Annotated in this window: 28 protein-coding genes and 2 tRNA genes; 14 read left to right on the top strand and 16 right to left on the bottom strand. The window is 57.2% G+C overall.

Annotation, left to right across the window (positions count from 1 at the left end; all coding sequences use genetic code 11):
- Positions 1 to 77: 77 nt before the first annotated feature.
- The gene (locus J2753_RS03410) at positions 78 to 554 is read right to left on the bottom strand and encodes a DUF7384 family protein (RefSeq protein WP_379810010.1); all 477 of its coding nucleotides are present in this window, start codon (positions 552 to 554) and stop codon (positions 78 to 80) included.
- Between the two features lie 367 nt (positions 555 to 921).
- Here J2753_RS03410 and J2753_RS03405 point away from each other — a divergent pair, with 367 nt between their 5' ends.
- Complete coding sequence (locus J2753_RS03405) at positions 922 to 1,533, top strand: metal-dependent hydrolase (protein WP_209490451.1); 612 nt, start codon at positions 922 to 924, stop codon at positions 1,531 to 1,533.
- A gap of 58 nt (positions 1,534 to 1,591) precedes the next feature.
- Positions 1,592 to 1,960, top strand: coding sequence for a cupin domain-containing protein (locus J2753_RS03400; RefSeq protein WP_209490449.1), 369 nt, complete (start codon positions 1,592 to 1,594; stop codon positions 1,958 to 1,960).
- Here the strand turns inward: J2753_RS03400 and J2753_RS03395 are convergent.
- Positions 1,957 to 2,568: a hypothetical protein gene (locus J2753_RS03395; RefSeq protein ID WP_209490447.1), complete on the bottom strand. Its 612-nt coding sequence runs from the start codon at positions 2,566 to 2,568 to the stop codon at positions 1,957 to 1,959. The two genes, J2753_RS03400 and J2753_RS03395, sit on opposite strands and share 4 nt — an antisense overlap.
- Positions 2,569 to 3,081: 513 nt before the next feature.
- Here J2753_RS03395 and J2753_RS03390 point away from each other — a divergent pair.
- Positions 3,082 to 3,681 (top strand): type I restriction endonuclease, encoded by a 600-nt coding sequence (locus tag J2753_RS03390; protein ID WP_209490445.1) that lies wholly within the window; start codon positions 3,082 to 3,084, stop codon positions 3,679 to 3,681.
- 71 nt (positions 3,682 to 3,752) lie between these two features.
- The gene (locus J2753_RS03385) at positions 3,753 to 4,097 is read left to right on the top strand and encodes a hypothetical protein (protein ID WP_209490443.1); all 345 of its coding nucleotides are present in this window, start codon (positions 3,753 to 3,755) and stop codon (positions 4,095 to 4,097) included.
- 79 nt (positions 4,098 to 4,176) lie between these two features.
- On the opposite strand, the gene J2753_RS03380 is transcribed toward J2753_RS03385, so the two are convergent.
- The gene (locus tag J2753_RS03380) at positions 4,177 to 4,497 is read right to left on the bottom strand and encodes a hypothetical protein (RefSeq protein WP_209490441.1); all 321 of its coding nucleotides are present in this window, start codon (positions 4,495 to 4,497) and stop codon (positions 4,177 to 4,179) included.
- A 904-nt stretch (positions 4,498 to 5,401) separates the two neighbouring features.
- Between J2753_RS03380 and J2753_RS03375 the strand changes: the two genes are divergently transcribed.
- Positions 5,402 to 5,848, top strand: coding sequence for a hypothetical protein (locus tag J2753_RS03375; protein WP_209490439.1), 447 nt, complete (start codon positions 5,402 to 5,404; stop codon positions 5,846 to 5,848).
- A 14-nt stretch (positions 5,849 to 5,862) separates the two neighbouring features.
- Here J2753_RS03375 and J2753_RS03370 read toward each other — a convergent pair whose 3' ends face one another.
- Positions 5,863 to 6,414 (bottom strand): hypothetical protein, encoded by a 552-nt coding sequence (locus tag J2753_RS03370; protein WP_209490437.1) that lies wholly within the window; start codon positions 6,412 to 6,414, stop codon positions 5,863 to 5,865.
- Between the two features lie 100 nt (positions 6,415 to 6,514).
- Between J2753_RS03370 and J2753_RS03365 the strand changes: the two genes are divergently transcribed.
- Positions 6,515 to 7,099, top strand: a complete 585-nt coding sequence (locus J2753_RS03365; protein WP_209490435.1) for a helix-turn-helix transcriptional regulator — start codon at positions 6,515 to 6,517, stop codon at positions 7,097 to 7,099.
- Between the two features lie 12 nt (positions 7,100 to 7,111).
- Here J2753_RS03365 and J2753_RS03360 read toward each other — a convergent pair whose 3' ends face one another.
- The 3 genes from J2753_RS03360 to J2753_RS03350 all read right to left on the bottom strand — a co-directional run bounded on the left by J2753_RS03360 (position 7,112) and on the right by J2753_RS03350 (position 8,516).
- Positions 7,112 to 7,903 carry a DUF6338 family protein gene (locus J2753_RS03360; RefSeq protein WP_209490433.1) on the bottom strand — a complete coding sequence of 264 codons (792 nt, stop codon included), beginning with the start codon at positions 7,901 to 7,903 and terminating at the stop codon, positions 7,112 to 7,114.
- Positions 7,904 to 7,971: 68 nt separating this feature from the next.
- Entirely contained in the window at positions 7,972 to 8,208 is a 237-nt protein-coding gene (locus J2753_RS03355) for a hypothetical protein (protein WP_209490431.1), read from the bottom strand.
- Positions 8,209 to 8,237: 29 nt separating this feature from the next.
- On the bottom strand, positions 8,238 to 8,516 hold the full coding sequence (locus J2753_RS03350; RefSeq protein ID WP_209490429.1) for a hypothetical protein: 279 nt from the start codon (positions 8,514 to 8,516) through the stop codon (positions 8,238 to 8,240).
- 814 nt (positions 8,517 to 9,330) lie between these two features.
- Here J2753_RS03350 and J2753_RS03345 point away from each other — a divergent pair.
- Complete coding sequence (locus tag J2753_RS03345) at positions 9,331 to 9,912, top strand: hypothetical protein (RefSeq protein WP_209490427.1); 582 nt, start codon at positions 9,331 to 9,333, stop codon at positions 9,910 to 9,912.
- Between the two features lie 770 nt (positions 9,913 to 10,682).
- Here J2753_RS03345 and J2753_RS03340 read toward each other — a convergent pair.
- Entirely contained in the window at positions 10,683 to 12,152 is a 1,470-nt protein-coding gene (locus J2753_RS03340; protein WP_209490425.1) for an ApeA N-terminal domain 1-containing protein, read from the bottom strand.
- 136 nt (positions 12,153 to 12,288) lie between these two features.
- Between J2753_RS03340 and J2753_RS03335 the strand changes: the two genes are divergently transcribed.
- Together J2753_RS03335 and J2753_RS03330 are read left to right on the top strand one after the other, a co-directional pair.
- Positions 12,289 to 12,999, top strand: coding sequence for a uracil-DNA glycosylase family protein (locus tag J2753_RS03335; RefSeq protein ID WP_209490423.1), 711 nt, complete (start codon positions 12,289 to 12,291; stop codon positions 12,997 to 12,999).
- 3 nt (positions 13,000 to 13,002) lie between these two features.
- On the top strand, positions 13,003 to 13,581 hold the full coding sequence (locus tag J2753_RS03330; protein WP_209490421.1) for a hypothetical protein: 579 nt from the start codon (positions 13,003 to 13,005) through the stop codon (positions 13,579 to 13,581).
- Between the two features lie 5 nt (positions 13,582 to 13,586).
- Here the strand turns inward: J2753_RS03330 and J2753_RS03325 are convergent, their stop codons facing one another.
- The 4 genes from J2753_RS03325 to J2753_RS03310 form a co-directional block, all read right to left on the bottom strand.
- Complete coding sequence (locus J2753_RS03325) at positions 13,587 to 14,189, bottom strand: hypothetical protein (protein WP_209490419.1); 603 nt, start codon at positions 14,187 to 14,189, stop codon at positions 13,587 to 13,589.
- Between the two features lie 75 nt (positions 14,190 to 14,264).
- Positions 14,265 to 15,455, bottom strand: a complete 1,191-nt coding sequence (locus J2753_RS03320) for a tyrosine-type recombinase/integrase (RefSeq protein ID WP_209490417.1) — start codon at positions 15,453 to 15,455, stop codon at positions 14,265 to 14,267.
- Between the two features lie 183 nt (positions 15,456 to 15,638).
- Positions 15,639 to 15,710: transfer RNA gene (locus J2753_RS03315), tRNA-Thr, on the bottom strand.
- Positions 15,711 to 15,764: 54 nt separating this feature from the next.
- Positions 15,765 to 16,430: a DUF7114 family protein gene (locus J2753_RS03310; RefSeq protein WP_209490415.1), complete on the bottom strand. Its 666-nt coding sequence runs from the start codon at positions 16,428 to 16,430 to the stop codon at positions 15,765 to 15,767.
- A gap of 179 nt (positions 16,431 to 16,609) precedes the next feature.
- Here J2753_RS03310 and J2753_RS03305 point away from each other — a divergent pair, with 179 nt between their 5' ends.
- A complete protein-coding gene (locus tag J2753_RS03305) occupies positions 16,610 to 17,335 on the top strand; it encodes a DUF3105 domain-containing protein (protein ID WP_209490414.1) in 726 nt (241 codons plus the stop codon).
- Between the two features lie 21 nt (positions 17,336 to 17,356).
- On the opposite strand, the gene J2753_RS03300 is transcribed toward J2753_RS03305, so the two are convergent.
- Entirely contained in the window at positions 17,357 to 18,190 is an 834-nt protein-coding gene (locus J2753_RS03300; protein WP_209490413.1) for an NAD+ synthase, read from the bottom strand.
- Positions 18,191 to 18,348: 158 nt separating this feature from the next.
- On the opposite strand from J2753_RS03300, the gene J2753_RS03295 reads away from it, so the two are divergent.
- Positions 18,349 to 18,419 (top strand) — tRNA-Gly (locus J2753_RS03295).
- 184 nt (positions 18,420 to 18,603) lie between these two features.
- Positions 18,604 to 18,933 carry a DsrE family protein gene (locus J2753_RS03290; protein WP_209490412.1) on the top strand — a complete coding sequence of 110 codons (330 nt, stop codon included), beginning with the start codon at positions 18,604 to 18,606 and terminating at the stop codon, positions 18,931 to 18,933.
- Here J2753_RS03290 and J2753_RS03285 read toward each other — a convergent pair.
- A complete protein-coding gene (locus tag J2753_RS03285; RefSeq protein WP_209490411.1) occupies positions 18,930 to 19,838 on the bottom strand; it encodes an acyltransferase in 909 nt (302 codons plus the stop codon). The genes J2753_RS03290 and J2753_RS03285 overlap by 4 nt on opposite strands.
- 168 nt (positions 19,839 to 20,006) lie before the next feature.
- Here J2753_RS03285 and J2753_RS03280 point away from each other — a divergent pair, with 168 nt between their 5' ends.
- On the top strand, positions 20,007 to 21,887 hold the full coding sequence (locus J2753_RS03280; protein ID WP_209490410.1) for a serine hydrolase domain-containing protein: 1,881 nt from the start codon (positions 20,007 to 20,009) through the stop codon (positions 21,885 to 21,887).
- A gap of 53 nt (positions 21,888 to 21,940) precedes the next feature.
- On the opposite strand, the gene J2753_RS03275 is transcribed toward J2753_RS03280, so the two are convergent.
- Together J2753_RS03275 and J2753_RS03270 are read right to left on the bottom strand one after the other, a co-directional pair.
- Positions 21,941 to 22,267, bottom strand: a complete 327-nt coding sequence (locus J2753_RS03275; RefSeq protein ID WP_209490408.1) for a hypothetical protein — start codon at positions 22,265 to 22,267, stop codon at positions 21,941 to 21,943.
- A 303-nt stretch (positions 22,268 to 22,570) separates the two neighbouring features.
- Complete coding sequence (locus tag J2753_RS03270; protein ID WP_209490407.1) at positions 22,571 to 24,079, bottom strand: heme-binding protein; 1,509 nt, start codon at positions 24,077 to 24,079, stop codon at positions 22,571 to 22,573.
- A 171-nt stretch (positions 24,080 to 24,250) separates the two neighbouring features.
- Between J2753_RS03270 and J2753_RS03265 the strand changes: the two genes are divergently transcribed.
- The gene (locus J2753_RS03265) at positions 24,251 to 24,778 is read left to right on the top strand and encodes a PadR family transcriptional regulator (protein WP_209490404.1); all 528 of its coding nucleotides are present in this window, start codon (positions 24,251 to 24,253) and stop codon (positions 24,776 to 24,778) included.
- Positions 24,779 to 24,904 lie beyond the last annotated feature (126 nt).

Below are 24,904 nucleotides of genomic sequence, written 5' to 3'. Positions count from 1 at the left end.
CCGCGGTTGCGGCCGGGTCGCGGTCGCGAGATGCTGTCGATTCGTGACCCAGCAATGGCCTACCGACGACTGAACGGTCACGCTCGCAGATCCCGGTCCGGCCCGGGGTACTCGCCGCCGACGACTTCCGGGTAGAGTTTCTCCGGATCGAACAGGCGAGCGAACGCATCGGGTGTCCGGACGGCCGTCTCCACGCGGTCCCGGACCATCGTGTTCCCCTTCGGGCCCGTGAGTCGCTCGTCGAAGCTGAGCACGTGCATGGCGCCGCCGTGGAGCGCCGAGGCGAGCGCGGGATGGTCGCCCGCCGGCTGCTCGACCGCTTCCCGTATCTCCCCGATCCTGACGCGCCAGTCCGTCGCGAGCGCCGGGTCGGCCAGTTGGCCGATCACGGCTTCGGCGTCGTCCAGCAGCGGGTCGCTGGCGACCAGCGTGAGCCAGGAGTGACCGCGGATCTGGTCGAGGCAGTCCCGGGCGGCGCCGCCGACGAGCAGGTCCGCCGCGAGCACGTCGCTGTCGGCGACGATTCGGGCCGGCGAGGGGTCGGCCTTACTCATCCCTGACCTCCGCGAGCGCGTCCTCGACGGCTGCGCGGTCCACCTCGTACTCGGCGGCGCGGGCGAACAGCGTCTCCCAGCGTTCGGGCATGGCTGATCCGAGGGCCGGCCGGTGTATCGGTGTTGCGGGACTCGCTCGCGCCCGCCCGCGCGTCTGACGCGGGTTTAAGGGTACCCGGCTGCACTCTTCGGGTGGGCGCACCCAGTGTTCCATCCTCTCGCAGTGCGCCTTGACACGACTCCCCACTGACGACATCCGGCCGTCGACTATCCCCACTGTCCCCCGGTGACGGTCCCGGATGTCGTCGATTTTCCAGCGTTCGACTCCGCGTGAACGTTATCCACGCCGAGTGCCTACTGGCGGTCGATGATGGTCACGACCCACGCGCTGGCGGGCCTGTTGCTGGCGATTCCGGCCGCGTTCATCGCGCCGGAGTTCGCCGGGACGGCCGCCGCCGCCGCGCTCGCGGGTGGGGTGTTTCCCGACCTCGATATGCCGGGCGCCCACCGCCGGACGCTCCACTTCCCGGTGTACTTCTCGCTCGCGGCCGCCGTCGCCGGCGTCGTGGCGCTGGCCGTCCCCGCGACGTGGAGCGTCGCCGCCGCACTCTTTCTCGCAGCCGCGGCGCTGCACGCCGTCAGCGACGCCGCTGGCGGGGGGCTGGAGCTCCGGCCGTGGGAGGCGACCGGCGAGCGCGCCGTCTACAGCCACTACCACCGGCGCTGGTGGCGGCCCCGCCGGTGGATCCGCTACGACGGCGCGCCGGAGGACGCCGTCGCCACCGCCGTGCTCGCGGTGCCGGCAGTGCTGGTCTACGAGGGCCACGTCGAGACGGCGGTGTTCGGTGGCGTCGTCATCGGCGTCGCCTACGCCGCCATCCGCCGGCCGCTGATCCGCTGGACCGAGCGGCTGGTCGCGAAGCTACCCCCGGAGCTACTGGATCGGATCCCCGGGTCGCTGCTGACTGACTTCCGCTGACGGCTCCCCGGCACCCGGCTCCGCCGCCCTTTTCGCCGCGCGCCGCCCGCCCTCGGGTATGGATGTCGTCGACATCGAGGGCGCGTTCGACAGCTTCGAGGAGACGTGGTCGCCGCGGCTGGCGGCCTCGCTCAACGGCCAGGAGCTGAAAGTCGCCAAACTCGAAGGGGAGTTCGTCTGGCACAGCCATCCTGATGCGGACGAACTGTTCTGGGTCATCGAGGGCGACCTCACGCTCGAACTCGAGGGTGAACCGGACCAGCAGCTTTCGGACGGCCAACTCGGCGTCGTCCCGGCCGGCGTCGAACACAAACCGGTCGCCGACGGGCTGGCGAAGGTGGTGCTGTTCGAGCCAGCGGGCACCGAGAACACTGGGGACGCCGACGCCGGGGAGCGGCAACGCGACGTAGAGCCGCTGGAGGACTAACGCCCGGTGGGCAGGCGGTCGAGTGCGAACGCGCCTCCGAGAACCACGCCGGCGACGACGAGGCCGCCGACGGCTTCGTCGACAGTGTGTGCGCCGGTCGCGACCCGGCTCCAGACGAGCAGCGGCGGGACGGCGAGCAGCGGGGCGAACCGCCGGTCGGCGGCCACCAGTACGCCTGCGGGGACGGCGGCGTAGATGACGTGGCTGGAGGCGTTCCACAGCGGAACGACCACGAGGTGGAGCAGCGACGTGACGACGAGCAGCGCCGCGTATGGCGCCACGAGCGGGCCCCAGTCTTGTCGGCGCCAGACGAGCGCGATTGTGGAGAAGGCGACGATCAGCCCCAGCGCGGCAAAGAAATCGTCGCCACCGGGGACAGCGGTACCGACCAACCGCGCGTCGCCACCGGGGACGCCGGTGCCGACGACGGCCGCGCCGCCTTGGTAGACGCCGAAGGCGACGACCCACGCGGCGACGACGACGCCGATCCGGGTTGCGAGTGGTCGCAGGGAGAGGTCACGACGGTTCTCGTAGCCGATCAGAAGGAGGGTCGTCAGGAGGAGGAACAGCTCCGGGGTGAACAGCGTAGAGACGGTGTCGGCGAGCATGTTCGGTGGGGTGTGGCGGCTCGGAAAAGGTGTTTCGGCGTGGGACGGCGCTGTTGCTCGCCGGTGGGTTTCGCAGAAAGCCTAGGCCGGGATTTGAACCGCGTCAGACGGTCGCTCGCTTCGCTCGCGCTGCGACTGACTGGCTCAAACCCGGGTACGGCTTTCGCTCGTCACGTTGTTCCTCGCAGAAAGCCTAGGCCGGGATTTGAACCCGGGCTCTCGTCCTTACCAAGGACGCGCTTTACCGCGCCCCTTTCAGGGACATATACCGGACATATTGTCCGGAACTCGCCCCACTTGGGCTGTCTTCCTATGATTCTATAAACGCTATTTATAAAAAACGCCCGGTTAGGGGAGTATATGCCGAACCAATATCACTCTCTTTCTCTAATTTGAGGGGCCATAGTCGGGTACATTGATAACATTGGCCTGAACAGTCTGTAGATAATTATGGAACAAGCGGTGAGAGAGTACGTCGAACACGCTCAATCAATCATAGATGCCTCACCGCAAATGGACGAGGCGAACACGAAGGCGGCTGTCCTACGTGATTTTCTTGACCTTCTCGGATGGGATATTCCGGCTAACACTCAACTTGAATACTCGGTGAAGGCGTTCGGGAAGACCTACAAAGTAGACTATGCGTTGGTCTTAGAGGGAGCGCCTGTCGCCTTCATTGAAGCGAAAGGAGTAGACACCCCTCTCACCGACAAGCACCGGGAGCAGTTGGCCGCGTACTTGAAGAATGAGGATGTGAATTGGGGAGTCCTAACGAATGGAGAAGAGTATGAGTTCTACCGGCGGCGAGTTGTAGATTCCAAGGTCAATGTGAACGCTCTCGCAGATACCAAACTTCAGAACCTTCCGGAGAGGATTACGGTTCTACGGGCATTCACCAAGGAAGCAATTCAGACCGGCGATTCTGAGAAAATTGCCACCCGTATTAACAATCTGAAACAAGCCCGGAGTGTGCTTGAATCGGAGAAGGACAGGTTGGCTACGGAAGTGACGGAGTTGTTGACCGATGAGATTTCAGATGCAATCGCAACTCCGGCTGAATCTCAAGCCAAAGAGATGATTGATAGACGATTCAGGATATTGACACGGAGATAGTTTCGGATGGTGCTGTTTCCCCGGATGAAGGGGAAGAAGTACCTACACCTGAAGTTGAGGATGTTCAGGACGTGACCGGTGAGTACGTCATCAAGATAATGAACGCTGATACTGCCATTGCCACCCTTGCGGATGACAACCAAAGTGATGCTATGGCGGAAGCAACGGACTATCTAATTGAGAACCACGACTTGATTTCTGTTCTTGAACCACTTCCCTACGTTCCCGGTCGGAAGAACGCTCTCATCAATGACCAACCTGTTCACCCGGACGGTAAAGGTGAGATGAGAACATACCGTGAGTTGACTAATGGCTATTACCTCTTTACAAGCTTCAATAAGAAGGATAAGAAGCGCCACGTACAACGATTTGCGGAGAGGTGTGGTCTTGAGGTTGAATTTGAAGGCGGTTGGTAATTTTTCAGAACACTTCTAAGTAGTCTTCAATCACGTATCGCTCTTTTTCAGTCAATTCAACATATCATACACGGCTTGGTCAATCCTCATCAGGATAGTGTGACTTGTATTTTTGAGCATAGATTTTGTCCACTACCCATCCGAAAACGTACATAATATTCACAAATCCTATCGTGGACAGCCAAAAGTCGTGGCTCCAATTAATCCAAGTGACATAGGAATATACGATGTATAGCAACATTAGACCCCATACAATTAGATTTAGAGTTTCAAAGTAAAGCCACGGTGTGGCGTGAGAGTATTCATCCAATTTACTCTTGAGCTCTTCTTCGGTTCTGTCCTTATCAGACTCTCTTAGGTCTTCCTTGATGCTCTCTAAAATCTCATCTTCTACGAACATCAGCGTGCCTGAAAACCCCGAAATCAACATTAGACTGAACCAAAGGATATCATTGAATTGGAAGTGAAAGTACCCGAAAGTCACAGCCGGGAGATAGTAACTAAGTCTCGCTCGCTTCAAAACGGGCATCAGGTCGTCAATTGACACCATATAGAATTTACTCTCTTTCCGTGTGCAATGCGTTCAGAATAGCAGACGTATCAGCCATTAGACGTTCCAACTCACTCGGGGATGAAAACTTTTGCCGGAACAAGGTTCTGAAGCAGATTATGTGACAACATTCATATGGTTTGATGAGGGAAGCCTGAAAACCCACCCCAATTCACTATATAAGTTATTTGAATACGTGGAACCAAACAGTTCGTTTCACAAGGGTTCGTCAAACCTATCAGCGAGAAAGATTAACCCTCAATCAGCCCCTCTCAGATAGGCTCCGTTGTATAGTCCCTCGCTCTTCTGCCAAATCTTTCAGTTGATACTACCTCACACTCGCCGTATTCGTTATAAACTTATAATCAATCTGAGGGATTTCTGAAGCCGCTGAAGACACCTCAGAATAGACGGTGGATACCCCTCACCAACAGACGAAGCCATACAAGGGCTTTTTTCTCGCCGTCTCAGGCGAAGCCACGGGTAGACCCTCACTCGCTGTTGAACTGAGCGATTTTCTCTTTAGCCTCTTCGGGAGTATCTGCTCCGGCGACCCCGATAGCCGCCTCACAGAATGGACAACGGATTCCGTCTTCCTCAAATTGCCACGCCCAATTACACGATGGACAATGAAGCATAGGTTTTCCCGATTCCCGTATGTGGGCCACGCGTATTTCTCTTCGGGCGATTTTCGTAGATGCGCTATGGTATCGCGGTGATATGATTGAAGTGGAAAAGAAGAGAGAACGGAGATATGGAAGAACCGGATTGGGCGACGGTACTACAAGCAATATATCGCTCAGATAATGGAGCAATATTTTGGCCCCGTGAAGATGATACGATAGACTCAACCATCGAAGAGACCGATTTGAGTCAAGAAGAGGAAGATGATGCGATTTCATATCTTCACAATATCGGTCTTATAGAACACGCTGATAGGGATAGAGGGCGTCCCCGCCGGCTAACACAGAAGGGGTTTGATATTGCCCACGAACGGGAGTTGAGAAATCAACAAGAGACACATAACCGGATATTATCCGCGTTCACGGTTCTTGTTGGTATTTCGGCTCTTGTTCAAGCCGTTTCAGTTGTATCAACGGAGTCCGGCCCGATGCAATGGATTTTGGGTTTCATCAGCGTGACCGGGGCACTTGCATTCGTATACGTACTCAAGGGCAAAGCGGAGATATTCACAGAATAGTGTCGTATCTTCGCCTATGGTCGTTTACCGGATGCACATCGGCCAATAATGGAATTTTCAACATCCTTTGTAACCCTGATGAGACGCGGTAGGACGAATGTTTCTACCTCAGAACCTTCCGTTGGGACGTTGGTTTGTGGAGTCCCGTGTCGTGGCTTATGTGTCCTCTCTATAGATTGGGTAAGCCCCTCAATTTCTACTTGGTATCCCGACCTTCGCTCTTCATAGTTTGCTCCATCAAAATCGGCTATACAGGATTGGAAGGATGGATTTTCCTCAAGCGATTTTAGAACCCGATTATAATCATCTAAATGCCCGAGAATATGTGCCGCGTTGTAGTGTTCATTGTACTGAAGTTCCGCTTGAATATCCTCACGTAATTCTCTCAGTCGAAGAAGATAGCCGGTTGCTTCCCGAAATAACCGTACCGCTTCCGTGGATTCAATCTCAAGCCCCTTCTCTTTCTCCTTAGCAACGCCGGCGCGTCGTAATGCTTCTAACTGAAGGTCGTAGATTTCTTCTATTGTATTCGCTATCTTTTCCTCATATTCGTCCGATGGTGGCATAGTATCTCTTCATAACCTTCCCGAATAAGGCTTGGTGCCCTGCGTACTCTTCTACAATCTGAGAAAACGGTCACCCGCTATCCGGCTCAAGGTCTGCCACTTGAAGTTCACCGCCCAATGTTACAGATTAGAACGGGAGGTCTACAGTTATTTTGACCTCGAAAAACCTCTCAAGTTCTCCCGAGTATTTAAATCCGGAAAGCCTTCGTACTTGGATGTACTAACGATGGATATGAGAAGCCCGAAATTGCTCCCCTTGGCTTTACTCGCCTTGAACGAAGAGGGGCAAATAGAGGGTATCACCCGGTTTCAGAAGTTGGTCTTTATGGCTCAAAAGGAGATTCCAAATCTTCAGACCCGGGAATACACGTTCAAGAGTTACGACTACGGGCCATTCTCAAAGGAACTCTACGATGATATTGACGCGCTTGTGCGGAACGGCTATGTTGAGCGGACTGTTGAACAAACGGGGAATGGGAATGAGAAGCACATCTATTCCCTAACGGAGAAGGGGAGAGAATATATTCACCAAATCTTGGAGAGCAAGTCGGGTAGCGATGATTTGGCAGTAGAGAGTCTACGGCAACTCAAGGATGAATACAATGATATGCCGATGCTCAAACTCATCAGGCTTGTCTACAACAAGCATCCTGAGTACGCCGAAGATAGCAAGTTAGAAGTTTAATCAGGCGTCTTCTTAAGGGTCGGGTATACTTTCCTCTTCCAATTCTTGTTGAAGTTCTTTTTCAAGTTCCTCTTCAACTTCTTCATCCACATCTTCGACCTTTCCCGGCTCAACAGGGGCATAGCCAAGTTGTCGAAGAGTCTCTAAATCAAGGTCTTCATTCAAGTCCTCAAAGAACCCAATATGCGAAACAGCCTGTTCGTGGATGTACGTGTATTCCCCCAAACTAACTGCCTTCGTCTTATCTTGCCCATCTACATCCTTGAGTTCATATGGAGAGGCTAAAATCAAGTCACGGGATTGGAGCGGTTGACCCGCTCGCACAACTGTCCCTTCAATTTCAGAACCTGCGTTGGTGAAGACTTTCACCCGAGAGTCGGAATAAATCTCATCAAACGCATAGTCCCAAATCTCTTTTCGGGTGGTATCTCTCCCGTCTGAATCTCTTCTATTCGCCACTCTCCCGGCTATTTCTCCCAATAGTGATGAGACTCCAACGTGGCTCAGATATAACCCAATCAGAAGAGGTAGAGATGAAAATTGCACGTCCTCAAAGGTGGGGAGCGACCAAAGAGAGATGCCATATCCACCGTACAGAATCAGGACAGACACAATACTGATTCCGATGCTGTAGATAATCGCATCAAGCCGAGAGTACGCATCTACTCTATCTGCCCGGAGCAAAAACACCTTCAGGCCAAGTAGTCCGGGAAGAAGTAGCAGAATAGGGAGAATGAGGTTGGTTGCGAAAGGAGAAATATCAACCATAGAGGCGACAAATACCACATTGGTCTTAGTTGCCACGGTTCAGCCGCTATAGGTCTACTTTATGAGTTATAGGCAATCAGCCGAATCAGGCTAAGAGAAATGTTTCAAAGTAAATCCTCTAACCCCATAGCGGCTAATAACAGTACCACAACGACAATTATCGTACCCGGAAGGCCCACCCACCAAGGAACAATAGCACCAACGAAGGCGTCTGTCCAATAATCTAAATCGCCCGTGATGAGGTACATTATTAGAGGCGGCAAAACAGAAATGGCGAGAATCAGAAGGACAAGCACTTTAGCCGCCATTTTTACCAATTCAATAGCCTCTCCAACAGACATTGGACTCTAATAAAGAGAGTTGTTGGTGGCTATACCTTGATGGTGTGGGAGAGAACTTCGCCTTCTCCGTTGATAGTGAACTCACCTAACAGGGTGGGCTCATACTTTGGTAGGTCTTCAAACAACGTCTCTCCATCTACTTTCCCGTCTACGAACTCCCTCAATTGAGTAAGATAGTATTCCTCACCCTCAGGAAGTTGTTCAATCGGAGCCGGTTCATCCCAATTAGAGCCGCTACCAAGATGAACTGTAATTTCATCCATCTCTTTAGCGGCCCAAAGTCCTACGTGTGCTGTTTCTGTTGACATTGTTGATTGGTTGGTTGTTTACGAACGATACCTCTTCTCACCGTGTTCAGATTTGATTATCACCATCATACCCCCATCCTCACACTAAGAGCATATATTTTCATTGGAGCCCACTCAGAAAGGCTACAGACAGGGTGCTAAGAGAAGTGCGGTTAGATAGACCGGAGTATAGGCGCTTCTCACACCGGCACATTGCTACTCCCCACCCACATCCCTGTAGGCGTCTTGTCCTGTTGCCTCTTGCTTATCACCTGAGCCGACCGTCATAGTCTGCCCTGTCGGTTGGAGAGCCACCTTCAAGTTGTAGAGAAACAACCATTTGTTCAGGAAATCCACCCTTTTCTCCATTATATTATTATTCTATAATTCAAGGGTTCTGTCGTTTAGAGCCTACTCTACATCCCGAATCTCCGAAAGTAATTATAAGATTATAGAAACCGGGGGGTAGCGTCTCACGAAGGCGGATGGGACTCCTACAAAATCTCATCAAAATCAGCGAATCTCAGCCGACCTTCCTCAGTATCCCTATTATTGCTCCCTCAACCTTCAGCACGAATCTTCCCTCAATCCGGGAAAAGCCAACACGCCTGAAGGCCCACTATGGAGGGAGAAGGGGGTCACAGCGCGTTCCACCGTATCGATGAGTGGTATTGGTCGTAGAATAGGGAACAATCTGTATGGGCGTTTCAGGTGCTAATGGGCATAAACTCTTGTGTAGAGAAAGTCCTACTCCCCTGTATAGTCTCGCCTTTCTTGATAGGGGTATTACTGTTCCCCGGCAAAACTTTACTGAGCGAACTTCAATCCGAACAGTATGGATGATGAATATCTCGCAAAGACTCTCAAACGGATTTACGATGGGTGCCAACAGGCACAGGACTCCGATGACGAACATAACGTAGGAAAAGCACTTATAAGCGATTTCAACGACCTTCTTGAGAAATATCAAGGTGAATACCCTGATAACGATATTATTCAGGAAATTGACCCTGTGACCACAAGCGGAGCGCACGGAGCGGCTCACGCACAAGACGTACAGAAAATCAAGTTGAACACGCTGAAAATTGCCGATATTTTGGGCCTTGATACTGATGATTTCCAACAGCCAACTTCAACGGAGAGTTTCGCCACTATCAATATTCAACAACAGCAGGCGGTGAGTCAATCAGTCACCGTCAATAATCTTCTAAAGCAGGTAGACAATCGGATGATGAGTGGGTCAGACAAAGAAGAACTCAAAGAGGTTATCCGGGAATACGAAAGCGAATTGGAGAGTGACAGTCCGGACAAGTCTACGCTTCAGGATTTACTTGAGAAGGCGCGTGATTACAGCGCCGATATTGCGCTCAAGTTAGGGATGAGGGCACTTGAGCGTGGGATTGACGTACTCATTTAGACTCAACGGATTATTACCGACAGTATTATTCCACTCGCCTGTGTATGGGCAAGTGGGTTCAACTACCGGCCCTTCCCGTCCTTTTGGGAAACTACACAAACCCGTTCAGCGGAGCGTTTAAGCGTCTTTACCTGCAATTTAGATTAAGCACGCCCTGAGGGAAGGTGGCCGGTAGTTGAACCCCATCTCCTTTCAGCCCCCACGATGAAATGCCCGGTCGGAACGCCAATACCTATCCTTGGGGGTAGGTCGGGGGAGTTGAGGAAAAGCAATTCGTGTTTCTATCGATGACCCGTGGAAGCGGGAATCGGTGTCCGGCTATACGGTTATGGGGCCGGTTAGAAGGAATCGCTCTCAGTATGTATGGCGACTTGCGATAGCAGGTCACGGTGGTTAATATACTAACTGAGAGGCACCTACATCCGGATGGTACTCGCCCGCTGTTCTGCTTCAGAATCCGATTGAGGGTTGGATAATGGCGAAACAGGATACCAAATTAAATGGCGACACACGCCATCCTGAATCCATACTGCCTGAGATAGAAGGGCACGCAATTCCGATATGGCTCCGTAGGATTCCGTCAATGAGGGTGGCGGAGAACAGGGGATAATGCTCTCTTGAATTGTATCTATACTAATAACCCTTAATGGGGGAGAGTATGTCCAACGCCTCATCAGGCCGCACTATACCCTCGGCGTTAGAACCCAATTCCTTCGCCTTCTTAGCAGACAGGCAAGCTCGGGATATTTGCGCGAAATGATATGATGACGTTAGAGAATCCGGTACTGCTTATATCTATTCTTGAGTGTATCCCGTATCTGAGATTGGGGGACACCAAGTTCGGATAACAAAGCCACTTCCAAAAGTTGTTCAACAGACCAACTCAACCGTGTCAAATCTGCTCCCTCCGCTACAGCAGGGTCTTTCTTTTTGTCCTTGATTTGGTGTGTGAAATGGTTCCGTGTTTGTACGATAGGATGAATCTGTCCAACCGCGCTGTGTGGAAGGTCTTTGAGAATGTGATGATATTTACTATTGACCAACTCTTTGAACCGCTTTCTTAATGAGTATTCATTTGCGAATTGGATAGCAGAATCTAACACATTACTCAAATCGTTGGGAATACTGTGTGCGTCCCTCATAGATTTGAGTCGGTCAAGTTGGGTGGCGCTTAGGGAATTTCCATTAAACATACTCAGGTCATCGTACACCGATTTCAAATCTCCACGGATGAAATCCATAATATCGGGATGCACTTCTGTTTCGTATTTTTGTGAATCCATATATTCATCATCAAATCTACGACGGTGGTATGATTCAACAGCCTGAGTTAGAGAGAGGAATGTATCCTGTTGGTAGGTTCCTGAACCGTAGCGCGTTCCAAGGAACACATCTATTGTAGATTCAACATCGTTTCTCAGGTCAAACCAATTTTCAACTAATTCAGTAAATCCACCGGGAATGTCGGGGAGTCGAAAGTTGAGGTTCGTTATCCCGGGCGTCTCTGATTGACCGAAGGCTGTGTCCGCATAGTATATTTGAATATCTGAATACCCCGATGTAGGTGTCTTCGCTTGTACGTATGTCGGCTCAATAATATGGTTCGTACCCAATGTAAGCAGGTCTCTCAGGGATGATACGTAGTTCCGAAGGCGAGAAAGAGTTATCGTAGGTTGTTTCGGGAACAAACGGAAGTACGTGTCACTTGTGATAGAAGGGGTATCTGCTCGGGAAATTGAAGGCGTAAATGAGGTATTCAAATGTAATTCGTATTCCATCACTTCCGCCTTGAGCGGGTCGGGGTTTTCTAGTTCTAATTCAAACGCGCCGCTCGCTGAGTGGTTTGTATTAGAGAGCGGAACGCGCTGTGACCACTCTTTCATCCCGGGGAAACCCACCTTGATATCTCTAAAGGACGTGTTCTGATTTCTTGGTACGTGAACACCATCTAAGACGTATCTCACATTATAGGACGAATGACTGATTCGACCACTTTGAGAATGAGATGAGCCAAATCCACTTCGATGGCATTTGACTAGCGTGATGAAATCACCTTCTTTTGAAACGCCATAGAGCCGACCAAAGTAATCATAATCGGGATTTTGGCCCACTCCACTCTCAAAGGCTTCAAATAAATCTAGACTTGTGCCCCGCTGCGGTTGGTAGGTAAGAACCCCGCCGACCCTATTTTTCTGTTCACCGGGAATCCACCAATGCCCTTCGTACTCTACGCTTTCCATAGAATACTACTCTAAATCCCACCACAAAATTCTGATGTAAGTCTCTCTCAGATACTAACAATTTCATCAGCAGGCTTCCCAACTTCTCATTTATATCAGAAGTAGATATTTGTACATTGTATGTTTTCTGTGGAATATGTCGGATAACCCTTCTCAGGTCGTAGAGAGAATATGGTCTGATTGGTATAAGGGCCAAGGCCCCTGTAGTAGTTGTCCCGGTCGTGATGAGAGCGGCTGTCATACACCATACTTCGGTGATGGCGCTTTCCCTGCTGAAATTGCATTTATTGCAGAAACACCGGGGGGTAGTCGGTCAACACAAACCAAAAATCCCGACAATCCTTGTTGGGAATCTGTTCCGGAGAAGCACGCTGAGAAGAATCAAGGAGTTGGATGGTTGAACTCCGGGAACCGTATACCGGACAAGTTCTTTAGTAAATCCTTGGGAGATGAGTATGGGTTTACAGATGAATCAGACATTGGAATCTATTTCACTAATGCAAAGAAGTGTGCTAATATTGTTGGCGAAGATGAAGGATGGAAGGATGAAAAAGCGAGAATTGACTGTCGTGCCCATCTAAAGCCGGAAATTGAAGCGGTAGACCCTACAGTAATCGTTCCATTTGGAGCGAAGGCAACAGAAGCGTTGTATCGTGGTTTTGATGTAGACCGAAACGTGAGGAAGATGGCGGATGAGGTTCTCAACACATATCAGAACGATAGCCGATATATCGTTCCATCATACCATTGGAGCGGGCTTCCACGGAATATCACCAACTTGGAGAGTATCAGCGATACCGATGTGTATTGGGAAACCTTAGCCGACGAAATCATCGCTGTTGTTTGAAGTATGACTGAACAACCTGAATCAGGAGAATTGCTTGTCGGCTCATATCTACGGTTGGTGGAAGGGTGTGAGTTGGTCACCTACAATCAAAGGTCACACAAAGAAGGTGAACAGATGGAGATTGACGTTATCGGGGTGGAAACAACAGAAGCCGGAGAGCAGATTGTCTACACTTGCGAGGTTGTAACCCATATAGACGGTCTACAGTATCCGGGAACCCCTGATGGTGACCGTTGGGAAGAATATGGGAATGACACCTATCAGAACACGTTGGAGCGGCTGTGGAAGAAGTTCAATTCCGATAAGGGATATATCACCGAGTTATTCGACTCCGCTGATTCCTACGTGTTCCAACTTTGGAGTCCGGTCGTTCGTGGGAACCGAGATGAAAAGTATCTCTTAGGGGGACTGTATGCCTTGGCAGATGAATTTGAGAATGAAACAGGCGCGGAACTCAATCTGATAATCAACAAAGAGTATACGGAACGGATTGAGGCATTGCGACAGGTGGCATCTGAGACGGAGAAGGACTACGGAGAACTTGGATTCCGCATCCTACAGATTCTTGAGCATCTTCGGTAGCGGGTTCAGATAACCGACTTATCATAGGCCCAAAGAGCCATATCCACTTCTCGCGGGAGAATACCTTCCTGCTGTGCTATGTTCCGCACCTCATCGATATAGAAAGAGTAGGCACTTGGGTTGCTGTTGTAGTTCTGAAAGTGGTTCATAAATTCGACGTAGTGAGAATAGTTCTGAGAGTTCAACAACTGTGGCTTAGCGGCTCCGAGCGCCCGAAACGCCCGATAATCTACCACAGCGTGATTTGCAGGGTCAAACATTGTGAGGATGGTAGAGGCGACCGGGACGCTCACCCCCTTGAGTTCGGTCAATGCCTCTATCTTCTTCTCATCCCCTGTTGCTTGGAAGGCTACTGAACTCCGCTGTTCTACGAAAGTCGGGTTATTCTGCTTCAGATGGTGGTCTACTCTTCCACCGGCTTTCCATCTCCCGATTTTTCTTAATTCATCCCGAGAGATGTGTCCCCGTTGTTGAAACTGAGTGGAGATGGAGCCCAAGCGATAGTCCTTTTCTTCTTTCCAAGCCCCTGAATTGTCCCTGTATTCTATCGATTCATCGGGGGCTACATCATCGTATTTGCTTATCCACTTGGGAAAATCGAATGACATTGAATAGGTCTTCAGATGGCGAGTAGATATTCCTTCTCCCGGACAGGTGAGAAATAGAGGGAAATCAGTTCGGGACTACCAAATTTGTTCTACCGCGCTGTTCCGCGTCTCAGCGTCGGAGTGAAGATACTTCATCGTGGTATTCAGGCTCTTATGGCGAAGTTGTTCTTTCGCGTGGTGAGGGCCAACGTGATTCGCCCAATAGGTAGCGACTCCGTGACGGATGGAGTACCACGATATATCCCTGTGTTCGGGAATCGGAACGTCCCCGTTATCGATTACCCGGTGAAGGAGCGCGTTACAGGACTTGGAGCCGTATTGAGACGACTTTTGCGTTAGCCACAGTTCCTCTCTTCCATCGTACTTCTCTAACGAAGCCCGCTCATCAAGCCACCGCCTGAGTGTCTTCGCCGTCCGTTTCTTAATCGCACAGTTCCAATGCGCTTCGTTCTTCGTAGATTCCTCTTTCGGGATATTCAACTCATTATCTTCTAAGTTCACCCACGACACCTTAGCCCGCCCAACTTCAATAGGCCGTAGTCCGGTGTCAAGGGTGACAGAAATCATCGATGGGTACTTCCAAGAGTTCGCCTGCTTGAACTCATCCGGCCCGACCTTCTCTTTCGGGATTCCAAGCCGTTGGGCAACGAATGTCTTCAGTTCACTCCGTTCCTCAGGTGAAACGGAATGGTAGCCTTTGACCGATGAATGGTCAAGAGCGGCTTGATACAGCGGCTCAAACGCGCTACGTCTGAGGTAATCCCGTTCATCACCGTTGGATTGAGAGAGTTCAATATCTACCTCCCATTCGTACTCCGTTCCCCGAACATAGTTGCTGAAGCGGAAATACCGCTGAATGTCCTTGGCGTGATGGAGAACGGTGGAATCAATCATCCCGTCCGATTGGTCAAGGACGCGAATGAACTTGTTCGCGTGTTCGGGAGTGAACCTTGTCGTGTATTGGCTCTCATAGCGCCACAACCAACGAAAGACGGTTTCGAGTTTGTAGTGAGTGGACTCAAGCGTAGTTTCTGCTAACCCTTCGTGCTTCTCCGGATTCTTCCCGTAGGTGGCAAGCCACGAAAGCAGTTCACGCTTGAAATCACGGTAATCCTCTACCATATTCAGCCCGAACTTCTTCAAATCCTCTTCCGACCGCTTGCTCACCAACGGGTATCCGAACTCATAGTTGTCCGGCGCGGGTGGGATTTCCGTGTTCAGCGAGTCATCGTTTCCGAGGTTTTCCAATGGGTCTGCTTTGTTCATCGCCCGCGTTCACCCCCGTAATCGTGGGGCAGCGCGGGGGCGGTCGTTATAGTGTCCTGACAATAGACCAAATCGCAAGACGGCGCGGGTGTGTCCGTGTAGTAAAACGGACTGTTTCTGAGTTCCATTTATTCTCTCCTGAAAACAGCGTAAAATGGGGAGAGAAGGATTGAAACTGCCTTAAGCCTAGGCCGGGATTTGAACCCGGGCTCTCGTCCTTACCAAGGACGCGCTTTACCGCTAAGCTACCCAGGCGCGCATGCTTCCTTACTGCGGATTCGTCTTTAGGGGTTTCGGTTTCCCCCGGGGTTAGTGGTCCGTTCCCGTACCGCGGGGTGCCGGTTCCACCCCGTCCTCGGAGAACTCCGCCAGCCGATCCAGCGTCGGCGGCGAGAGCAGCTCCGCAGCCGCCGGGAGGTCGCCGTCGTAGGACCGTGCAAGCTCCGCGACGAACGCCAGCAGCCCCTCTGAGGAGTCCCCATCCGCGGCGGCGACGCCGGCGACGGTCGCGAGTTCGAACACGTCGGCCTCGAGGTTCCGATCGATGGCGGCGGCGTCCTCGGCCGTCTCGCGGACCGACTGATCGCGGCCGAACGTCCGGACCGTCTCGACAGCGCGCTCGGCGGCGGGCGTGCGGGCCAGCAGCGAGAACCCTCGGGAGACGAGCACGTCGGCGGCGACGACCGAGAGGTCCGCCTCGATCTCGGCGGCGGTGTCGGTCGCCCATGGTTCTTCGTTAGCGAGCTGTCGGGTCAGCGAGAGCCCCTCGTAGATGAGTTGGACCCCGGCGGCGAGTTCGCCGAGGGCGGTCACGTCGATGCCCTCGTCGAACGCCCGGGCGCTCGCCAGCGTCAGCGCGCCGGGGACCATCGACGCCGTCGCCAGCCGCTCGTCGAGCGTCTGCTGGAGGGGTTCCGGCGCTATCTCCCCCAGCGCGTCCCGGGCTGAACGGCGGGCCACGGCGGCGTCTTCCATCGTGTTGATGGTGGTGCGGCGGCGGCAAAGGCCTTTGGAAAGCCCCCGAGAGCGCCACGAACGGCCGGCAGCCGTCCGTGTCGTCGCAGGGCCCCCGCTAGGGGGACCCACCGCGTCGATTCGGTGGCGCCGACCACCCGATAGCGAAGCGTTATGGGCAACGGGATCGGTGTACCGGTATGGTCGAGTGTGAGTACTGCGGCGCGGCCTTCGACGACAAGGAGGCCCACCTCGAACACCTCGGCGAGGAACACGCCGAGGAACTCGGGGCGATAGATCGGCGGCGGGTCGAGGCCGCCACGGACGACGAGGATGGCGGCCTCCCGGTCGCGGGCCTGCTCTCGGGCGTGGCGGTGCTGGTCGTTCTCGTTGTCGCGATCTGGTTTTTCTTCCTGAGCGGCCCCAGCGGCGTCGAGGGCGTCGACGCCGAACCGACGGGTATGGAGGACGACCCGCTGCAGGACAGCGGCGCCGAGGAGTGGATCTCGCAGGTCGAAACGTTCGAGAGCAACGGTGCCGAACATCGGTCGGGCGATATCGACTACGAGCGCATCCCCCCGCTTTCGGGAACGCACTCGAGGGACTGGGCCTCGGCGGGCTTCTACACCGAGACCCAGCGGATGGAGGAACTCGTCCACTCGCTCGAACACGGCGCCGTGGTCATCTACTACGACGAAGCGGCGTTGAATGACTCGGCGGAGGCCAGCCTCCGGGCCTGGGCCAACAACAAGGACGGCTCGTGGCAGAGCATCATCGTCGTGCCCAACCCCAACGACGACCCCCGCGGCGACTACGTGCTGACGGCGTGGACCCACCGGCTCACGCTCGATTCGTACAACGCAGAGGCAGTGTACGCGTTCGCCTCTGAGTACCTCGGACGCGGGCCCGAGAACCCGGTTCGGTAGGCTGAGCCCCTTTTCACTGCGTTATTCGCGGACCGAGAGCTGTGGCGACGGCGGCATCGACCGTTTATGGGCGCTGCCTTCCACCAGTTCGACGACGCGGTCGACGTGGTCCTCGGTCACGCCGTCGACGTAGCGCACCGTCGCGGCCCTCGAGAGCGGGCCGTCGACGTGCAACGCAAGCACGGCGTCGAGGTGGTCGTAGTTCAGCCCCATCTCCGCCTCGTCGGTCTGGCTCTCCCACATCCCGGCGGTCGGGGTCTGCATCACCAGCTCGTGGGGGACGCCGACGTGGGCGGCAAGCTGGCGGACCTGCTGTTTATAGAGGTCGCCGATGGGGTTGCAGTCGACGGCCTGATCGCCGTACTTGGTGAAGTAGCCGGTCATCGCCTCGCTGCGGTTCCCGGTGCCGAGCACGATGCGGTTCTCGGTGTTGGCGACGTAGTAGTTCAGCACCGCCCGCGTCCGGACGCGGACGTTCCCGGCGGCGGTCTTGTCGCCGACACCCTCGGGGTAGGCGTCGTCGAACTTCTCGGCGATGGGTTCGATCTCGATCACGTCGTAGGGGATGCCCAGCGACTCCGCGACGGCCTCGGCGTCGCTCATCAGCTCCTCGTCGCTGACCCGTGCGGGCATGGTGAGGCCGTGGAGGCCCTCCTCGCCCAGCGCCTCGACGGCGAGATAGGCGGTGAGCGTCGAGTCGATGCCGCCGGAGAGGCCGAGCACGGCGCCCTCGGCGCCGGCCCCGTCGACGGTGTCCTGGATGAACGAGACGATCTCCTCGCGGGCGGTTTCGAGTTCGGCCTCCGAGAAACGGATGTCCAGTGGGGCGTTCTCCGTCAGAACGTTTTCGGGCATACGCGGGGGTTCTGCCGCCGAGGCAAAATAGGCACTCCCCGATCCCGGGACGTGGACGAACGGCCAGTTCGGGCGGCGATTTCCGAAACCGACTTACCGGAGGCTGGCGTCGGTTCGAACGCGAGCAATGCAGGCTTCGCAAGCGAAAAACCACTAATGCGGATGTGGTCCAGTGGTAGGACAGTAGCTTCCCAAGCTACCGGCCCGGGTTCAATTCCCGGCATCCGCACTTTCTCGCTACGTTCGAAACATCCGCCGTCCGTTGTTTCGTTCGCTTCGCTCACGAGACTCTCGGACGGCGCTTCTGTGTCACGAGGCGCTATCGGTCCCTTACTCGACTCGCATCGCTGTTCGACTCCCGAACAGTCGCGCTTCCCTTCACTTTCTTCATCGCTACGTGCGAATTCCCGCTCATGCGCACCGTGTTCCACGTCTCCGACGCCGACGCCTATCGGGTCACCGAGTCGAAAGTTCGGAACCTCCTCGCCGACGAGTCGGTCGACATCGACGCCGTCGCGGTCGTGATCGACCATCCGAACAGCATCGACGCCGCCGCGGGGCGGCTTCGAGAGACGACCGAGGCACTGGTCAGCGATGGGGCGAAGGTGAAACTCTGTACGAACGCCTTCGGCGGCGCCGATGCGGCGGAGGAGGCGTTCCCGCCCGGTGTAGAACTGGTTTCTTCCGGAGTTGGGGAGCTGACTCGACTGCAGACCGAGGGTTGGGCGTATATCCGGCTCTAACTGCCGGCGTCCGGCGGCTGCAGATCCCGCTGGAACTCGTCGAAGACTGCCAGATCCTCGGGCAGGTCGTACTCGATCCGGCGCTGCTCCTTGTTGCGCTCCAGTCGGTCCTGGATCGGCTCGGCTTCGGACTCCCAGCCGGGTTTCACGCGCACGGATTTCGCCGGCTGACCGACTGCGACGTGGTGGGCCGGCACGTCGCCGTCGACGACGGCCTTGGCGCCGACGACGGCGTTCTCGCCCAGTTTGGATCCGGCCCGCATGAGGGTGTCGTAGGTGAGGCGGGCGTCGTCCTCGATGATCGTCCGGTAGTTCTTCACCTCGGTCTGGTCGACGATGTCGTGGTCGTGGCTGAGCACCTGCGCGGAGTCAGAAATCGAGACGCGGTCGCCGATTTCCAGCGCGCCGCGGTCGTCGAGATGCACGTCGTCGTGGACGACGACGTTGTCGCCCATCCGGATGTTGTGGCCGTAGGTGAACGTGATCCCCTTGAAGAAGCGGCAGTTCTCGCCGACCTCCTCGAACAGGTGGGTCGCGAGCATCCGGCGGAACCGCAGCGCGAACTCGATGTTGTCAGCCATCGGCGTCTCGTCGAACTGGCGCCAGAGCCACTGGAGGTGTTTCGAGCGCTGGAAGCGGTCCTCGTCCTTCTCGGCGTAGTACTCGGACTCCAGCGTGGCGTTGCAGGGGTCGTACCCCTGCAGGCGCACGCGCTCGGCGGGCGTCACGTCGCCGCCGTCCTGCCAGCGCTCGTAGGCCTCCCGGTCGCCGAACAGGTCGATCAGCACGTCCTGTACCACGTCACAGGTGTCCTCGTCGGCGGCGAGTCGCTCGTCGACCTCCTCGACGAAGGCGTCAACCCCTGCCTCGGCGTCCGGCGGGAGCGAGGCGTGGCGTTTGGTCATGCCCGGAGGCTGGGGTGGGGCGGGCATATGGGTTCGGGTGTTCGCTCGCAGTGCAAGACCCCAGGGGCGACCGATATCGACGCTCGGACCACGCTGGCTGTGAGATGCGTCCCGAAGCGGGGGAAGAGTTAATTGACTGTCACCGAAATTCGGCGAGAGGACCCCGCAATGCCCTACTCCACGAGACGCGGCTTTCTGGGCGCCTGTAGCGCCGCCGCTGCTGGCTCGGTGCTGGCAGACGGGGCGACAGCGCGACCGGCCGAGACCGCGACCGAGCAAGAGTCAGCACTCGGCGAGACCGTCACGGACGCGGTCGAACAGGCGCTGCCGGCCGCGGACGCCGACGGCGCGACGGTCGCCGTGATCGAGGACGGCGAACCAGTCACGACCGAGGGGTTCGGGCACGCGTACCGGAACCCGGAGGTCACCGTCGACCCGGAAGTGACCCCGCTCCGGATCGGGTCCGTCTCGAAGGCGGTCACGTTCGTCGCCGCCATGGCCCTCGTCGACGACGGCGATGTGGACCCGGATTCGCCCGTCTCGACGTATCTCGAAAGCGTCCCTGTCCCCGATCAGGACGCCTACGACGAGCCGATCACCCTCGCGCATCTCGCGACCCACTCCGCCGGCTTCGAACAACGCTACCCCGGGCAGGTCGCCGTCGACGCCGCCGATATCCGCCCGCTTCCGTCGGCGCTCCGGGCCAATGACCCAAACCGGGTCGCTCCGCCCGGCGAACGCACGATGTACACGAACTACAACGCCGGCTTGGCGGGCCAACTCACCGCCGATGTGCTCGGGACGGATTTCGCCACCGCGGTCGACCGACTGGTGTTCGACCCGCTCGGGATGGACACGAGCACGTTCGACCCGCTTCCGCGGGCACTCGTCGGCGGCGACGACGACGCCGCGGCGGCCGTGAACTGGTTCTCCGAGATGCCCCCGGCTTCAGGGATATCGACGACAGCGGCGGATATGGCTCGGTTCCTGCACGCACTCGTCGGCGACGGCGCCGCCGGTGACGGTCGCGTCCTCTCCGCGGAGGCCGTCGCGGATCTGCACCGACAGTGGTACACGCCCCACGAGCGCCTCGCCGGCGCTTCCTTCGGGATGGAGCGCCAGCGCCGCGACGGGACGCTCGTGATCGGTCACGGCGGCGGGGTCCCGAACTTCAGTGCCGACCTCCGCCTGATCCCGGAGACGGGTGCCGGCCTGTTCGTCGCAGCCCACGGCGCGGAAGCGAACGAGGTACAGGCGGCCGCGAGGGAGGCGTTTCTCGACGCGGCCGCGCCAGTCTCGACTGTCGAGCCGACGACCGACGGCCCGCCGGCGCGGGTGGACGAACTCACCGGTCGCTACAAGAGCGGCCTCGTGACCGACACGACGTCGTTCGAGAAGGCGCTCTACGGTATCACCCGGCCGGCCACTACCGTCCGGGTTGCGAACGGGCGGCTGGTGACCGACGACGGCAACACGACACATCGATGGATCGAGGTCGATCCGCTCGTGTTCCGGCGACAGGACGGCAGAGACACGCTCGTTTTCGATCCAACGGACGGCGAGACGTACATCTATCGCGCCACCGAGCCTCGGGGGGCACTCCGGTCGGTGCCGTGGTACGGCCAGTCGCGTCACCACGCCACGTTCGCGCTTGTCGCGGGTCTCGTCATCCTCTCGGGTGCTGTCGGCTGGCCGCTGGGGGCGGGCTGGCGTCGATTCCGCGGCGGCGAGTCACCCGACCGGTCGCTCACGCGTGCGCGGATGGCCGCTGGCACGAGCGTGGCAGTCCTCGGCTTGTTCGCGCTGGTCGGCCTGTTCGGCGTCACCAACCGCTGGCTGTACGACCCGCCGCCGGGGTTCGATCTGCTGTTCGCGTTGCCGTCGCTGGCGGCGCTGCTGTCGCTTACGACGCTCGGGCTTACGGCCCGAGCGTGGCGCGAGGGTGACTGGCCGCGCGCCGCCCGCGCCCACGTCACGCTCGTGGCCACCGGCTTGGTCACGCTGTGTGGGCTCTGCTGGTACTGGAACCTCCTGTCGGTCCCGTGGTAGCGCCGACGCCTCGCTGGAGCGGGGCCCATCCATTTGGGACTCGCTGGTGGTACTCAACCAATGGCCACGTACGAACTGCGGGTCACAGGCATGACCTGTGAATCTGTGAGTCCGTCATCGAACAGCGCGTCGGCGGCCTCGAGGGCGACGGATCCGTCGACGCCGGGACGGAGTCGGTCGTTGTCGACGCCCGGCAGGGGCTTCGGGACGCCATCGTGACACGGATTCGGAACACCGGCTACGACGTTGTCGACTGACTGTTGATGTAGTCGAGGCCCTGCCAGCATCGTTTCTGTAGGGTTCAGTTCTTCCGCAGTCCGCGACAGCATCTCGATGCTTGACCTCTTGTAGCCGCACCGCTGACCGCTCCACAGCCTCATGCCTCCCCAACCGGTTCGCTCGGGATTAACCCTCGCTCACCCCTCGCGCTCGTTCGCGCACGGAGGCGCTCACGTCGCGCGCCACCATCGGCTGCGGTGCCGTAGCGGTGGACGCCTCGCGGGCGCCAGCGTCGGCGCCCGCGGGGGGAGGGGTGGGGGCTCGGGACTGTGCCGGGCCTTGTGTCCGGCACCGTGCGGTCACAAGTTGCCAACGATAGAGCTGCTGTTGCGGTAAATCGTCCCGAGAACCACGGAATCCACCACGAACCAACCAAAGAAACAGGAAACGCGGCGAACTGCGAATTATGCCAGGAACACGTGCCGCGGGCGGTCCGCAAGCACATCCCGACCCCACTGCACGGTGTCGCGGAACGCGTCCGACCGGAAGAACTCCATCGCGTCCTCCTGGGAGACCCACTGGCTCGCGATGAACATGTCGTTCTCGTCCTCGCGATTCATCATCAGGTCCGTCTCCATGTGGCCCTCCATATCCTCGAGCAGGCCGCCGATGGTGTCGAACTTCTCGACGAACTCCTCGTGGTAGTCGGGCTTGACGGTGTAGAACATCCCCATCGTGCCGAAGCCGGACTCCTCGCCCGCACGCGAGACCACGCCCGGCAGGTCCGAGAGGAACCCCGCCGCGGTCTCGGCGGCGCTGGCGGTGTCCCAGATGCTCACGACCGCGACGCGGTCGGTGTAGGTGCCCTCGTAGACGGCGGTCTTGACGTGGGTGTCGTAGTGCTCGAAGTTCCCGCGGAGGCCGTCGACCTCCTCGGCGACGTCGTCGGCGTCAGTCTCACTGTACAGCACCGTCGCGTACACGTCCTCGCCGTGGGGCTGGCCAGCGTAGATGTCCAGATCCTCGAGTTCGCCGCGGATCCCGTCCGCTTCGCCCTCCTCCTCGGCGTCCTCGTCGCCGTGGTGGTCGCCGTCGCCGTGTTCGCCGTCGCCGTGTTCGCCGTCGCCGTGATGGTGGCCGCCCTCGCCGTGGTGGCGGCCTTCGCTCTCGGTGTGGTGGCCCTCAGTATCGCTGGTCGGCACCGTCTCGCCGCGCAGGTACGCGCCGAGATCCGTCGGCGGGAAGCGCCGGCCGATGAAGAACGAGCCGAACTCGCCGTACTTCGAGGTGGCGTCGTCGAAGCGGAGCTCGTAGACGATATCCTTGATGTCGGTCGCGTCGCCGGCGAACAGCGTCACCCCCCACTCCCAGTCGTCGAGGCCGAGCGAGGAGGAGATGATCTGATCGACCTTGCCGCCCCACTTCCGGGCGGTCTCGCCGTGGCCGGCCATTAGCTCCGCGCGCTCGTCGAACGGCAGGTCGTACCAGTTGACCGCCTCGCCGCGGCGCTTGTCCATCGGGTAGAAGCAGACGTACTCGTCGTCGGGGAGTTCGGGCTTGATCTTCCCCTCGATGTACTGCTTGAGTCCTTCGTCGACCTCCTCCTCGTCCTCGGCGAAGTAGGCGTCCGAGACGTAGCCCGAGACCTCCGTCACGGAGACGTAGGAGGTGGCCTGCTCGGTCACCTCGCCGAGCGCGGTGGACTCGAACTGTCGTTCGGCCGTGGAGAGGTGATCGAGCGTCGGGCGGAGATGCAGGATCAGCAGGTCGGCCTTGTCGCCGACGACGCTGAACACCGCCGACGTACCCTCGTCGGCGTCCTCGACGGCCTCGTGGCGCTGTAGGTAGTCGACGCCTTCCGAGATCGCGCGCTCGCGCTCCCGTTCGGGGGCGTCGCGCCAGGCGTCCCAGTCGACGTCGCGGAAGTCGTGGAGGACGAACCATCCCTCTTCGGTCTGCGGTGGCTCGGTCATACGTTCAGTTCGGGACCGGGGGGCTTGTGCGTTGCGTGTCAGCACGACTCCACGGCCTGCACTGCGCCCCACAGCACGGCCCGCACCGTCCCGGTGCCCCGAATGTAGGGCATTTCGCCCCCATTGTCGGGATCGAAACCCTTTCGGAGAGCCCCCACGGTACGCTGAACGATGCGGAAGAGCGGCCCACCGAAAGGCCTTATCTCGTACATGGTGCTTGAACTCCTCGAGGAGAAACCCCGCTATGGCTACGAGATCCTCAAGGAGATCGGCGACATCAGTGGCGGCCACTGGGAGCCCTCCTATGGATCCGTCTACCCCATCCTGTACAAGTTCGAGGACAACGGCTGGGCCCAGCGGATCGAACGCGAGGACGAACCCGACCGGAAGTACTTCGAACTCACTGAATCGGGCGAGGAGGAACTCGCGGAGAAGCGCGTCGAGACCGGCGCCAAGGCCCGGGAGTTCGCCGACGTGATCCTGGGGTTCTACCACGTCTACGTCGCCTTCGCCACCGACGAGCGGTTCGACGTCGAACAGCCAGCCGAACACTGGCGCTTCGACGAGACGTTCTCCCGGTGGATCTGCGAGCAGGTGGTGCGCCACCACGAGTACTACTTCGACGACTTCCAGCGCATCGAGGAGACGCCCGAGGAGTTCTACGAGCGGATGAACGTCGAGGAAGACCCGAACGACTAGCCAGCGACGCTCACGGCGCCGACGACGCCACCGACGCGACCCGTTCTCAGCATTTTCGAGGTGGACCCTCCGGCCTCCAAGAGCGAACGTAGTAAGCGAGTAGGCCGGAGAGGAAACCGACATGGT

Source organism: Halolamina salifodinae (assembly GCF_017874235.1).
GTDB lineage: Archaea > Halobacteriota > Halobacteria > Halobacteriales > Haloferacaceae > Halolamina > Halolamina salifodinae.
The sequence above is the reverse complement of the archived record's forward strand: the minus strand, read 5'-3'. Positions and strand labels throughout refer to the sequence as shown.